11 protein-coding genes, 2 tRNA genes and 1 other annotated feature are annotated in these 13,165 nt (G+C 39.7%); of the genes, 9 read left to right on the top strand and 4 right to left on the bottom strand.

Annotated features, from left to right (window positions below; translation table 11 throughout):
* The 7 genes from BN1206_RS08770 to BN1206_RS08740 form a co-directional block, all read left to right on the top strand.
* The coding region (locus BN1206_RS08770) for an AAA family ATPase (protein ID WP_052543265.1) at positions 1-1,533 on the top strand (1,533 nt) is incomplete at its 5' end.
* A 119-nt stretch (positions 1,534-1,652) separates the two neighbouring features.
* Positions 1,653-2,285: a signal peptidase I gene (lepB, locus tag BN1206_RS08765; protein WP_013438745.1), complete on the top strand. Its 633-nt coding sequence runs from the start codon at positions 1,653-1,655 to the stop codon at positions 2,283-2,285.
* A gap of 76 nt (positions 2,286-2,361) precedes the next feature.
* Entirely contained in the window at positions 2,362-3,108 is a 747-nt protein-coding gene (locus BN1206_RS08760; protein ID WP_052543264.1) for a hypothetical protein, read from the top strand.
* Positions 3,109-3,251: 143 nt separating this feature from the next.
* A complete protein-coding gene (locus BN1206_RS08755; protein WP_022087759.1) occupies positions 3,252-4,553 on the top strand; it encodes an amino acid permease in 1,302 nt (433 codons plus the stop codon).
* A gap of 36 nt (positions 4,554-4,589) precedes the next feature.
* Entirely contained in the window at positions 4,590-5,966 is a 1,377-nt protein-coding gene (locus tag BN1206_RS08750) for an amino acid permease (RefSeq protein ID WP_046433371.1), read from the top strand.
* A 118-nt stretch (positions 5,967-6,084) separates the two neighbouring features.
* Positions 6,085-6,813, top strand: a complete 729-nt coding sequence (locus tag BN1206_RS08745; RefSeq protein ID WP_013438741.1) for a gamma-glutamyl-gamma-aminobutyrate hydrolase family protein — start codon at positions 6,085-6,087, stop codon at positions 6,811-6,813.
* A gap of 16 nt (positions 6,814-6,829) precedes the next feature.
* Entirely contained in the window at positions 6,830-8,221 is a 1,392-nt protein-coding gene (locus BN1206_RS08740) for an APC family permease (RefSeq protein ID WP_014566234.1), read from the top strand.
* Between the two features lie 52 nt (positions 8,222-8,273).
* Here the strand turns inward: BN1206_RS08740 and asnA are convergent, their stop codons facing one another.
* Entirely contained in the window at positions 8,274-9,287 is a 1,014-nt protein-coding gene (gene asnA / locus BN1206_RS08735; protein WP_014566233.1) for an aspartate--ammonia ligase, read from the bottom strand.
* Between the two features lie 71 nt (positions 9,288-9,358).
* Positions 9,359-9,603: a binding site (T-box leader), on the bottom strand.
* 121 nt (positions 9,604-9,724) lie between these two features.
* Between asnA and BN1206_RS08730 the strand changes: the two genes are divergently transcribed.
* Positions 9,725-10,783 carry a DUF871 domain-containing protein gene (locus BN1206_RS08730; protein WP_052543263.1) on the top strand — a complete coding sequence of 353 codons (1,059 nt, stop codon included), beginning with the start codon at positions 9,725-9,727 and terminating at the stop codon, positions 10,781-10,783.
* 58 nt (positions 10,784-10,841) lie between these two features.
* Here the strand turns inward: BN1206_RS08730 and BN1206_RS08725 are convergent.
* From BN1206_RS08725 to BN1206_RS08715, 3 genes are all read right to left on the bottom strand, one after another.
* A tRNA-Pro gene (locus BN1206_RS08725) sits at positions 10,842-10,915 on the bottom strand.
* 8 nt (positions 10,916-10,923) lie between these two features.
* Positions 10,924-10,997: transfer RNA gene (locus BN1206_RS08720), tRNA-Arg, on the bottom strand.
* A 213-nt stretch (positions 10,998-11,210) separates the two neighbouring features.
* The gene (locus tag BN1206_RS08715) at positions 11,211-12,203 is read right to left on the bottom strand and encodes a GMP reductase (protein WP_013438737.1); all 993 of its coding nucleotides are present in this window, start codon (positions 12,201-12,203) and stop codon (positions 11,211-11,213) included.
* A 197-nt stretch (positions 12,204-12,400) separates the two neighbouring features.
* Here BN1206_RS08715 and BN1206_RS08710 point away from each other — a divergent pair.
* Positions 12,401-13,165 (top strand): adenylosuccinate synthetase (locus BN1206_RS08710; protein ID WP_197072927.1); only part of this gene is annotated, 765 nt, incomplete at its 3' end.

The raw sequence follows: 13,165 nt of genomic DNA, 5'->3' as shown, positions 1-13,165 counted from the left end.
AACATCTTGAAGCCAGCTCTTGCAAGCGGTGACTTGAAGTTAATCGGTGCTACTACTACAAGCGAATTCCAAAGAATTGAAAAAGACCCAGCATTATCACGTAGATTCCAAGCTGTACAAGTTCCAGAACCTACTACTGATGTAGCTGTTAAGATTCTGGAAGGCTTGAAGAAGAAATACGAGGACTACCACCACGTAAAATACACTGACGACAGCCTTAAATTAGCCGTTGAATTATCAGAAAGATACATTCAAGGTCGTTACTTACCAGACAAGGCCATCGACTTGATGGATGAAGCTGGTGCTAAGAAGGCTTTGCTTGTACAACCAACTGATGAAAAGAGCTTGAAGAATCAAATCAATGCTCTTGAAGCTAAGAAGTCAGAAGCTGCTAAGGCTGAAGACTACGACAAGGCTTCGGAAATTAAGAACAAGATTGCTGACCTTGAAAAGCAACTTAAGAACGTAGACACTAAGAATACTCCAGAAGTAACTGAGAAAGACATCTACGAAATTATTGAGCAAAAGACTAAGATTCCTATGAGCGAACTCCACGCTGACGAAGCTCAAAAGAACTTAGACCTTGCTAAGAAGTTAAAGCAAAACGTTATTGACCAAGACAGAGCAATTGATGTAATTACTGACGCTATTGCTCGTAAGCAAATCTTTAAAGACAGCGATCGTCCTACTGGTTCATTCTTACTTACTGGTCCTACTGGTGTTGGTAAGACTGAACTTGCTAAGCAATTAGCTATCCAATTATTTGGTAACAAAGACCACTTAATCCGTTTGGACATGAGTGAATACCAAGACGAGATGGCTGTTAACAAGTTAATCGGTTCAGCTCCTGGTTACGTTGGCTACGGTGAAGGTGGTCAATTAACTGAAAAAGTTCGTCACCAACCATACTCATTGATTTTGTTCGATGAAATTGAAAAGGCTAACCCACAAGTCTTCAACGCACTTCTCCAAATTATGGACGATGGTCGTTTGACTGACGCACAAGGCAGAACCGTTTCATTCAAAGACACTATCTTGATTATGACTTCAAACGCAGGCTTCTCAGACAAGCTTCTTGAAGACGGCAAGGTTGACCAAGACAAGTTAATCTCAGCTCTTGAAAACTACTTCAGACCTGAATTCTTGAACCGTTTGGACGCAATCGTTCCATTCAACTCACTTACTGAACAAGACATGGGCAAGATCATCAACATTTACTTGAAGAAGATGTCCCACGTACTTGCTAAGAAGGGTGTAACTGTTGAAGTTTCAGACGAAGCTAAGGCATTCTTGGCAGAAAAGGGTTACGACAAGAAGTTCGGTGCTCGTCCACTTAGAAGAGTTGTTGAACAAAACCTTGAAACTCCAGCTGCTAAGTTGATCTTAAGAGAACCTGACACTAAGAAGGTTGAATTTACTGCTGACGACAAGCACTTGTACTTGAACGGCAAAGCAATCTTCGACATTTCTCCAAAGATTGAAGAAAAGGTTAAGGAAGACGAAGCTAAGGCTGACGACAAGAAAGAAGACTAATTAGTAGTTAATTATTAAAAGGATATTCCCCCGGGAATATCCTTTTTTTGTTATCACGGCTTTTTTGCTAAATTTTGTGTTTAGCTGTATTCTAAGTAAAAAAACTATTGGAGATTTATATGGGTAAACAAAAAGAAGAAAATGAATCATGGGGCAGATTTGTCCTTGATGTAGTAATTATTTGGGCCGTGTTAATGGGAATCTTTTTCTTGCTCTTCCGCTTTGTCTTGAGCAACGATACAGTTTCCGGCCCATCAATGGAACCGAGTTTTGAAAACGGACAACGTTTAATTTCTGTGCGTCATGCCGCAATTAAACGTGGTGAAGTAGTAATCGTTAAGGCACCGGATGAACCAGGTGCTTTGTATATTAAGCGTGTGATCGGTCTTCCTGGCGAAAAGATCGTCAGCAAGAACAATCAAATTTATATCAATGGCAAGAAGTTGGCTCAACCATGGCTGGCTCAAGGCCGGAAGATGGAAGACACTGCAACTGATACTAGCTTTGCAGCTACGCAAAACTTCACAATGAAGTCACTTGCTAGATCACGCCAATTTGCGCAATACTACACCAAGTCGCAATTAACGTATATTAATCAACAAAACCGTATTCCTAAAGGAACCTACTTCGTAATGGGTGACCACCGAAGTGTTTCAAAGGATAGTCGTTATATCGGTACGATCAAGCGTAAGAACATTGTGGGTGTCGTTAAGCTAAGATACTGGCCATTCAATCAATTCAAAGTATATTAAACTGAAAGGATATTTCTTCGGAAATATCCTTTTTGTTATAATGAAAGTAATACAATTCGAGTAAAGAGATAGGAATATGAATAAGAAAACATTTGATTTAATTATCAAAATAATATTGTCAGTTTTGGCCATTGCATCAGGAATCCTAGCTTTCATTTTGCGCTGGCCAAGTTATTCAGCTGTTGAAGCAGCCATTTTTGGAATTGCATATTTTATTGCGGCTATTTCGTTTTGTTTTGCGGATAAAAAATATTGGGTTCGAGTAGTGATGATTGTAGCTTTGATGGTTACGATTTTCTTTACGCTTGACCAAGCTCTATCAGGGATGCCACTGGGTATAGGGCAAATTAATAGCGCACTTTATTCACTATTGATGGTTCTACTTGCTTCGCCTGCGATTCTGGGCCTAATCTACTTTAACTTAGAGATGGATCACAGCAACATGGAACTGTTACTAGTGTTTATGCGTATCGTGCTCAGCCTGGAAGTAGGACTTATTGCATTTATGTTAATCATTATGCTAGAAACAAGTGGCGCATCAATTTGGGCTTTGCCACTTTGGGGACAATATGTCTTTGTTTATGGAATCTTGCTTCTGGTAGTTTTAGACATCGTTTACGCGGTGATCAATTGGTTGAAGTTTTATCGCGGTAAAGTGGCCTGGATTACTACCGCTTTGATGGTGCTTGAGATCATTGCTTGCTTCCCAATGATGGGAGTACTAGATGTAAGTGCAATCGTCTTTGGCTTGGTAGCGATCGCAATTCTGATTTTTACTGCTTACTTGAACAATCATGCCAAAAAAGAATTGCGCAAAAAGTAAGATGGCTTTATAATTCAAAACAAAAAGAATTTTGATGGAGCGTCCGTTTCATTGTCGGTCGCTCTTTTTTTCTACTTAGGGAAGGTGACACTGTGAATGAGAGTAAAAAGTTAAAACGGGGACTGAAAAGCCGTCATGTAACAATGATCGCAATAGGGGGCGCCATTGGTACAGGCTTATTCTTAGGGTCAGGTTCGGCCATTCACAGTGCCGGACCCTCGATTATTTTGTCGTATTTGATTGTCGGGATTATCACGTTCTTTATGATGCGTGCGTTAGGCGAATTGATTTTAGCCGATCCCGACAGCCACTCATTTTTGGAATCGATTAAAAAGTATTTAGGTAAGCGTGCCGAATTTGTAGCAGGCTGGACCTATTGGGCCTGCTGGCTTAGTTTGGCCATGGCCGATTTGACCGCTACAGGGATCTATCTGCGTTACTGGTTTCCATGGCTGCCGCAATGGGTCGGATCACTGGTTATCGTCGTTTTATTAATGCTAATTAACATGGTTAATGTCGGTCTATTTGGGGAGCTTGAAAGCTGGTTCTCCATGATCAAAGTGATCGCTATTGTTGCACTAATCGTTACGGGTGCTGTGATGATCGTGCTGCAAACCAAGGTTAAGGGCGGCACCGTTTCGCTAACCAATTTAGTTAGTCACGGTGGCTTTTTTCCAACCGGAATTTGGGGCTTTTTGCTCTCTTTTCAAATGGTAGTTTTTGCCTTTGTTGGGGTAGAAATCGTAGGTCAAACTGCTAGTGAAACAGCTGATCCGCATAAAGATATTCCAAAGGCAATCAACACTTTGCCAGTCAGAATTGGGCTTTTCTATGTTGGATCAATGCTGGCTATTATGTCAGTTTATCCATGGAACCAAATTAAAACGACGTCTAGTCCGTTTGTCCAAGTATTTACAGGAATTGGCATTACCACTGCAGCAGGAATCTTGAACTTTGTCGTTTTGACAGCTGCATTATCTGCTACTAACAGCGCAATTTTTTCAACGAGTCGTTCGCTTTATTCATTGGCACGTAACGGTCATGCTCCTAAGAAGTTGGGCAATTTAACAAGTAAAGCTATTCCAATGAATGCTTTAATGACTTCATCGACGATTTTATTTGTAGTGGTAATATTGAACTATGTCATGCCAGCTAGGATCTTCGATGTGGTATCGACAGTTTCTACCATCTGTTTCGTTATCGTTTGGATCATGATCATGGCTGCGCATGTTGTGTACCGTAGACAAAATAAGGACAACCTCGGTGAATTTAGAATGCCTGGTTATCCTTTGACTAGCTGGCTCACAATTGCATTTTATGTTGCAATTTTAATTTTGCTGTTCTTTATTGAATCAACAAAATTGGCTTTAATTATTTCGATTATTTTTATCGTAATTTTGGCGATTAGTTATAGTTTTATCAAGAAGAATGAAAGTATTTCCTAAGTGATTTTTGGCAGATGCTAAGAAGGGGAGTTGTGTATGGCAAAGAAAGCACCTGAATTAAAGCGGTCGATGACGGCCGGACAAATGGAAATGATCTCGCTCGGGGGAGCGATCGGAGTGGGTCTATTTATGGGCTCAGCTTCAACTATTAAGTGGACTGGTCCATCAGTACTGCTTGCTTACATGTTTGTAGGATTGATTTTATATATCGTAATGCGAGCTCTGGGAGAAATGCTCTATGTTGATCCTGGTACTGGTTCTTTTGCGGATTATGCCTCAACACACGTGCATCCAATTGCCGGATATTTGGCAGAGTGGGCAAATGTTTTTCAATATATCGTTGTAGGTATTTCAGAAGTTGTGGCGACTACAGAATATTTGCGTTTCTGGTGGCCTGGTACAAGCGACTGGATTGCTGGTATAGTCATTATTTTGTTCTTATTGCTAGCCAATTTAGCCAGTGCTAGAGCGTATGCAACGCTAGAATTCTGGTTTGCGATGATCAAAGTAGTCACGATTATTTTGATGATTGTATTAGGCTTTATGGTCATCTTATTCGGCTTTGGTAATGGCGGACACCCAGTTGGTTTTTCTAACCTATGGAGTCATGGTGGTTTTTTCACAGGCGGTGTAAAAGGTTTCATTTTCTCAATGGCCATTATCGTTGGTTCTTACCAGGGGATCGAACTAATTGGGATCTCTGCTGGTGAAGTAGCCAACCCTCAAGAAGCAATTGTGAAGAGTGTTAAATCTGTTTTATGGCGAATCTTAATCTTTTACGTAGGAGCTATCTTCGTAATTGTGACCATCTATCCTTGGAACGAACTTGGCAGTATTGGTTCACCATTTGTAAATACCTTTGCTAAAGTAGGGATTACGGCCGCAGCTTCTGTAATTAACTTCGTTGTGTTAACCGCAGCTTTATCAGGGGCTAATTCAGGTATTTATTCTTCAAGTCGCATGCTTTATAAATTGGCTCATGAAGGTGAAGCGCCAAAAACATTTAAGTACGTGTCAAAGAGAATTGTTCCAAGTCACGCAATTATCGGTATTACGTCAGGAATTTTCTTGGGCTTTATGTTGAATGTGATTATTCAATTCTTTAATAAGTCTTTGTCAAACGTCTTTGTCATTATTTATAGTTCCTCAGTTTTACCAGGAATGGTGGCATGGTTCGTTATCTTGCTTGCAGAATTAAGATTTAGACGTAAGAATCCGCATTTAATGGAAAAGCATCCATTTAAATTGCCACTATATCCATATTCGAATTACTTTGCTTTGTTCATGTTAACTTTAATCGTAATCTTCATGTTCATTAATCCGGAGACACGTGTTTCAGTTACAGTTGGTGCCATTGTTTTGATCGTGGCAGCTGTAGTTTATGTAATTAAGCATCGTAAAAAGGCTAAATAGACATCAAAATTTAAAATAAGCTAAACTTATAAGTCCAATTACAAATATTAATTGGACTTTTTTGGTAGATTAACTATAATATTAATCACGTATTAAAAGTAAGTAAGGAGGAGTAAGTATGAGTAAACCAATTATTGGAATCTCTGGTTCCGTAATTATCGACGATGGAGGTATTTTTCCAGGATATCATCGTAGCTATGTAAACGAAGACTACGTTGATTCAGTAGTACAAAATGGCGGTGTGCCTTACATCATTCCGTTTACTGAGGATGATGAGGTAATTAGGGAACAACTTAACCATGTCCAAGGTTTAATCCTTTCTGGTGGTCACGACGTTGATCCACATGGTTACGGTGAAGAACCTTTACAAAAAATTGGCGCAACTTGGCCAGAGCGTGATCACTTTGATATGCGCTTGCTTAAATTGGCCGAAGAAAATGGAATTCCGGTTCTTGGTATTTGTCGTGGCGCTCAAATCATTAACGTTGCGCACGGCGGCACGCTTTATCAAGATCTTTCTTACCGCAAAGAATTAACTTTGAAGCACATGCAAGGTCATACGCCTGACCTGCCAACTCATGGAATGAAGGTAAAAGAAGATAGTAAATTGGCTAAAGTTTTGGGTAAGACAGAATTTAGAGTTAATTCATTCCACCACCAATTAATTAAAGATGTCGCTCCAGATCTTATTGCTTCCGCAACTGCTCCAGATGGTGTAGTTGAGGGGTTGGAAAACAAAAAAGGCAATGTGATCGCGGTTCAATGGCATCCGGAAATGTTGCACCGTAATCCTAAAGTTGCCTTCATGAATAATTTATTCAAATTTGTAATTGAGAATGCAAAATAAGAAAAGGGAACATTAAATGAATGAGAAAACAGGAGATAAATTAGGCTTCTGGTCAATTGTCTTGCTGGCCATTAACGCTATTATCGGTTCAGGTATTTTCCTAACTCCAGGTAGTGTGGTTCAACAAGCCGGTTCTAAAGCCTTAATTGTTTACTTTATTGCCGCAATCTTTGCCTCAATTTTGGCAGTTTCGTTTGCGGCCGCATCAAAATATGTAACTAAGTCAGGCGCCGCTTATGCCTACTCTAAGGCCGCTTTTGGTGAAAAGGTCGGCTTCTACATGGGTGTCTTGCGTTACTTCTCAGCCAGCGTTGCATGGGGTGTAATGGCTGTCGGAGTTATTAAGTCGACCATTTCTATTTTTGGCGGCGACCCAAATAAAGCATTAAACGTAACGGTTGGCTTCTTAATCTTGATGGCTATCATTACGATTATTAACTTATTTGGTCAACGCGTATTGAAGTGGGTGATGAACTTGGCCACTATTGGTAAGTTGGCTGCCTTAGTTTTAATCATTATTGCCGGGGTAATATTATTAATTACCACAGGTGCATCAAGCAACTTATCTGAGGTTGATCAAATTAATCAAAATGGTCAAAAAATTGTACCTACTTTAACTACTACGACCTTCGTTATGGCTATCGTTTCAGCGTTTTATGCTTTTACTGGTTTTGAATCAGTAGCTTCAGGTTCCGATGATATGAAGGATCCTGAAAAGAACTTGCCACGTGCAATTCCTTTGGCTATTTTGATCATTGCGGTAGTTTATATTGGCGTTGTAGCAGTTGCTATGGTCCTTAACCCTAAGGCTCTTATGACAACTAAGCAAGTTGTAGCGGTTGCTGCTATCTTTAAGAATGAAATCTTGCGTGACGTGATCTTGGTTGGTGCGCTTGTTTCCATGTTCGGAATTAATGTCGCATCTAGCTTTAATGCACCACGTATCTTGGAAGCAATGGCCCGTGAAGGTCAAATGTCTAAGGCTCTTACTAAGAGAACTAAGAATAATTTTCCAATTAGAACCTTCTTTATCTCAGTAGGTTTAGCAATCTTAATTCCAATGGCCTTTGAATACAACATGGTTAACTTGATCACTTTGAGTGCCATGGTTAGATTCTTAGGTTTCATCGTTGTGCCAATTGCGGTTATTCAATTCTACCGTGGCAAGACTAAGGAAGAAGTCTTGAAGGCAGACAAGAACGCCTGGACTGATGTTGTTGTGCCAATTTTATCAATCGTGATCGTTGTCTTCTTGCTTGTTGAATACAACTGGAAGGCTCAATTCGGTGTAGCTAATGCGGCAGGTCAAATTGTTGGCGTTAACTGGTATGCCATCGCAATGATGGTCTTCGGCTTCGTAATTTTGCCATTGATCATGTCTTGGATTTCAAGAAGCGAATGGAAATAATTTAGTAAAAAATAAAAGTGCATCAGCTGATGCACTTTTTTTATTGCGTTTTTTAAAGTAAATGAATGTGGTCTGCTTCACACTTTTCAACCATGTCTTTTGGCCAGATGCTTGCTTGTACTTCGCCGATGTGGGCTTTACCAAGTAAAAGCATGCAGAGACGTGATTGACCGATACCGCCACCGATAGTGTATGGTAATTCGCCCTTTAAAAGCATTTGGTGGAATGGTAACTTAGCACGTTCTTCGCAGTGGGCTTTCTTAAGTTGTTCGCGCAAGCTTTCTTCGCTAACACGGATACCCATTGAAGAAATCTCAAGCTTCTTTTGTAATGGTTCATACCAGAAGACTAAATCACCGTTTAATTGCCAGTCATCGTAGTCAGGTGCGCGGCCATCGTGTGGCTTACCGCTACGCTTTAACTTGTCACCGATTTTCATGATAAAGACAGCCTTTTCTTCCTTAGCAATTTTGTCTTCACGTTCTTCTGGTGAAAGTTCAGGCCAACGATCTTCCAATTCTTGTGTAGTAATGAATGAAACGTGATCACCCAAGCGGTAAGTAGAACCAGGGTAGCGAGCTGAAACTAATTTTTCGGTTTCTTTGATAGCTCTAAAAATCTTGTTAACAGTGATTTCCAAAGTATCAGTGTTACGTTCTTCCTTGCGGATGATCTTTTCCCAATCCCACTGGTCAACGTAGATTGAGTGGAAGTTGTCGAGGTCTTCATCACGACGAATGGCGTTCATGTTAGTGTAGAGACCTTCATGCATACCGAAGCCGTATCTCTTAAGAGCTAATCTCTTCCACTTGGCAAGAGAGTGCACAACTTCGATGGTATCGTCTTTCGGCATAGCCTTCATGTCAAAAGCAACAGGACGTTCAACACCGTTTAAGTTGTCGTTCAAACCAGTATTTTTTTCGACAAACATTGGTGCAGACATTCTTTGAACGCCTAAGATAGAAGCGAGCTTGTCTTGGAAAGTCTCACGAATGTAGACAATTGCAGCTTCGGTATCGCGGACAGTTAAAGTTGGACGGTAATCTTCAGGTAAAATAAGTTCCATAAAAATCCTCTTTCTAAAAATTATTTTTGTTTTTAGTTGAGAGTAAAGAAAAAGCCCTTCGCTCCCTAGTTGTTAGGGACGAAAGGCTTTTTCCGCGGTACCACCCATGTTGTCTATAAATAGACCTCCTCATGAAGCACTATCATGCTCCACCGGCGTGGTAACGTACCGGAGACGTCTCAACCTACTATAAGAATTGTTAGTTCGGTGAGCTGCTAAAAGTGTTTTTCAATAATCCAGGGTCTATTAGTTTCGCACTAGCACTAATTCACTGGAAAGAATTAGATTATTTACTCGTCTTTTTCATAGCTTTTTAATTTATTTATATGTATTTAACAATATTTCAAACAAAAAAGCAAGAAAAATTTGTGCTATGATAGTTGAGAAAGCGTTTTACTTATAGATATAAAAGATATTCATAAATTTAGAGGATAAGAATGTTAGGTTTTTCAGTTTATCTCGGACATGATTTAACTTCCGAGGATTACAATTATTTATTAGCGATGCGAAATAGTGGCTTCACGTGTGTATTTACCCAGCTTGAAGCGGCAGATACCGATAGTGAAACTATTTTAAAAAGACTAGCCAATTTGACTGATTGGTGTCAAAAGTTGGATTTGAAAATTATTGCGGACGTTTCAGAACCAATCCTGCAGAATCTAGACATCAATGTTAACAGCGTACAACAAATCAAGAGTCTGAATCTAACGGGTATTCGGGTAGACGAGGGCTTTTCAATTGAAATGATTGCCAAGCTGTCTAAAGAGATGCCAGTGGTGCTTAATGCCAGCACGATTACGCAAGATGACATTGATAATTTGAAATACAGCAATGCTAATTTTGAAAAGTTAACTGCAGGTCATAACTTCTACCCACGGCCTGAGACTGGACTTGAAGCTCATTGGATGCATGAGAAAAATAAGTGGCTGCACAAATATGATTTAAAGACCGCGGCCTTTATTGCAGGGAATGGCAAGTTGCGTGGTCCAATCTTTGCTGGATTGCCAACGCTTGAAAAGCAAAGATATGAGAATCCATTGGCTGCAATTTTGGAATTAAAGCGATATGATTGTGACTACATTTTTGTAGGGGATCCTCAATTAACTAGGGATGCAATCGAGACAATCACCAATTATGAAAAAGAGAATGCGATTACGTTGCATCTTGATACTGATATTCCAGAATTGTTTGAAAATGAATGGCACAATAGACCTGATGTCGCACGTGACGTTGTCAGATTGCAGGAGAGTAGGGAGAAGCGTCTTTTACCTACAGAACCACAAGACAATATTTACGCCCGTCCTAAAGGCAGCGTGACGATTGATAATAACCTGTATCAGCGCTATGAAGGCGAGATTCAGATTACCAAACGTGATTTACCATGTGATCAAAAAGTTAATGTCCTAGGGCAGGTTAAGACGTATGATTTGGCTTTGCTTGACTACATTAGCTCGAATACACGCGTGATCTTTAGAAAAGCAGCCAAGCAAGAATAAAATTAAGCAATAAGACAAAAAAAGAAGCATTTCCTAGGAAATGCTTCTTTTAATATTATCGGGAAAACAGGATTCGAACCTGCGACCCCCTGGTCCCAAACCAGGTGCTCTACCAAACTGAGCCATTTCCCGTTTTTAAGTGCGCCCTGAAGGATTTGAACCTTCAACCTTCTGATTCGTAGTCAGACACTCTATCCAGTTGCGCTAAGGGCGCGTCTGTCTTTCAACTCAATTAGTATAACACAAATATGAGTGATGTCCAATTATTTTTGAAAAAATGCCCGAAAATATAAAAAAGCCTAGTTACTGTCTACCCTCCAGTAACTAGACCTATACTATTCTATCGAAAAAATGACAATAAAACTATACTATCTTAAAATTATTAACAAAAAAATAATGAAACTGTAACGAAAACCATTAGTATCCGCTATCTGTCGCCATCAAAAATATTGTCTTTTACAATAACGTAGTCAACTAACTTGATAGAATTAAGGTCACGACCACCCGCGTAAGAAATAGATGATTGCAAATCTTCTTGCATTTCACGCAAAGTATCTTTAATTGAGCCGCGGAATGGCACTAACATTTGTTTACCTTCCACATTTCTGTAAGCACCTTTTTGTACTTCAGAAGCTGAGCCCCAGTATTGTTTATAAGTCTTGCCGTCAATCTTAATGACGTTACCTGGAGATTCTTGGTGTCCTGCAAGCATTGAACCAATCATTACCATTGTAGCGCCGAAACGAACAGACTTCGCAATATCACCGTTATGACGAATACCACCGTCTGCGATTAATGGTTTTGAAGCCACCTTACTACACATACGAAGTGCGGCCAGTTGCCAGCCACCTGTACCAAAGCCTGTCTTGAGTTTGGTGATGCAGGCACGACCAGGACCAACACCAACTTTAGTGGCATCAGCGCCGGCATTTTCAAGTTCACGTACGGCTTCTGGTGTAGCAATGTTACCAGCAGTCAAAAATGAATCAGGCAATTTTTCCTTAATGTACTTGATCATCTTAATTACATAAACTGAATGACCATGGGCTACATCGATTGTGATGTATTCAGGCTTAAGGTTTTGCTTAACCAATTCGTCGATAAAATCATATTCACTATCTTTAATACCGACTGAAATAGAAGCAAAGAGGCCCTTTTCGTGCATCATCTTGATAAAAGGAATTCTCTTCTCCGGTTCAAAACGGTGCATTACATAGTAATAACCGTTTTCTGCTAACCAAACGGCCAAGTCATCATTAATGACGCTTTCCATATTAGCTGGTACAACCGGTATTTTAAACGTTCGGCTTCCGAACTTTACGCTAGTATCCGCGTCACGACGGCTTTTGATGATTCCTTTATTAGGAATAAGTTGGATATCATCATAATCAAAGGCTTCCATACTAAAATAATTACTCAATTTGATTTGCTCCTTATGTAGTGCTTTACCAAACGAAAACTACTATATGGGATAAAATTTAATTTGTCAATATAAAAATCGAACTATGAAAGAAAATAAAAATAAAATAATTCGGATTTTGCATTGACTAATAATTTACAAATTGCTAGACTAGCTTACGTAATATTTATAGAAATTTTTTATGAGGTGAATTTCAAATGACAGCAGTTGCAGTCGTAGGTAGTCAATGGGGCGATGAAGGGAAAGGAAAGATTACTGACTTTTTGAGTAAAGAAGCCGCAATGGCAGTTCGCTCAAATGGTGGTAACAACGCAGGCCACACAATTGATATTGATGGCAAAGAGTTCAAGATGCGTTTGATTCCTTCCGGTATTTTTGCCGCATCTAAGGGTGCAGTAATTGGTAACGGTGTAGTTATCAACCCAGAAGTTATGTTTGGTGAACTTGATAACTTGGAAAAGAACGGAATCGACACCAGCAAGTTAAGAATTTCTAACCGTGCTAACATCATCATGCCTTACGACATTAAGCAAGATGAATACCAAGAAGAAGCTAAGGGTGCTAACAAGATTGGTACTACTAAGAATGGTATTGGACCAACTTATATGGACAAGGCTTCAAGAATCGGTATTCGCGTTTGTGATTTACTTGAAAAAGATACTTTTGAAGAAAAATTACGCCTTAACTTGAAACTTAAGAACGAATTATTTACTAAGGTTTATGGTAAGCCAGCTCTTAAGTTTGAAGACATTTTTGACAAGTACTATGAATACGGCCAAAAGATGAAGAAGTACGTTACTGATACTTCAGTTTTGGTTAACGATGCACTTGATAACGGCGAAAAGGTCCTCTTTGAAGGTGCACAAGGTACTATGCTTGATATTGACGAAGGTACTTACCCATACGTAACTTCATCAAACACTATCTCAGGCGGTATCTGCTCAGGTATTGGTATGGGTGCT

The sequence above is a fragment of the Lactobacillus sp. OTU4228 genome, assembly GCF_001006945.1.
GTDB lineage: Bacteria > Bacillota > Bacilli > Lactobacillales > Lactobacillaceae > Lactobacillus > Lactobacillus amylovorus.
Note: the sequence above shows the minus strand (reverse complement) of the source record. Positions and strands in the feature narration are given on the sequence as shown.

Bases quoted from the DNA above. Each gene is read 5' to 3' on its own strand.
- lepB (WP_013438745.1), top strand. From the start codon at position 1,653: ATGGGTAAACAAAAAGAAGAAAATGAATCATGGGGCAGATTTGTCCTT.
- BN1206_RS08755 (WP_022087759.1), top strand. From the start codon at position 3,252: ATGATCGCAATAGGGGGCGCCATTGGTACAGGCTTATTCTTAGGGTCA.
- BN1206_RS08760 (WP_052543264.1), top strand. From the start codon at position 2,362: ATGAATAAGAAAACATTTGATTTAATTATCAAAATAATATTGTCAGTT.
- asnA (WP_014566233.1), bottom strand. From the start codon at position 9,287: ATGGAACTTATTTTACCTGAAGATTACCGTCCAACTTTAACTGTCCGC.
- BN1206_RS08745 (WP_013438741.1), top strand. From the start codon at position 6,085: ATGAGTAAACCAATTATTGGAATCTCTGGTTCCGTAATTATCGACGAT.
- BN1206_RS08740 (WP_014566234.1), top strand. From the start codon at position 6,830: ATGAATGAGAAAACAGGAGATAAATTAGGCTTCTGGTCAATTGTCTTG.
- BN1206_RS08750 (WP_046433371.1), top strand. From the start codon at position 4,590: ATGGCAAAGAAAGCACCTGAATTAAAGCGGTCGATGACGGCCGGACAA.
- BN1206_RS08730 (WP_052543263.1), top strand. From the start codon at position 9,725: ATGTTAGGTTTTTCAGTTTATCTCGGACATGATTTAACTTCCGAGGAT.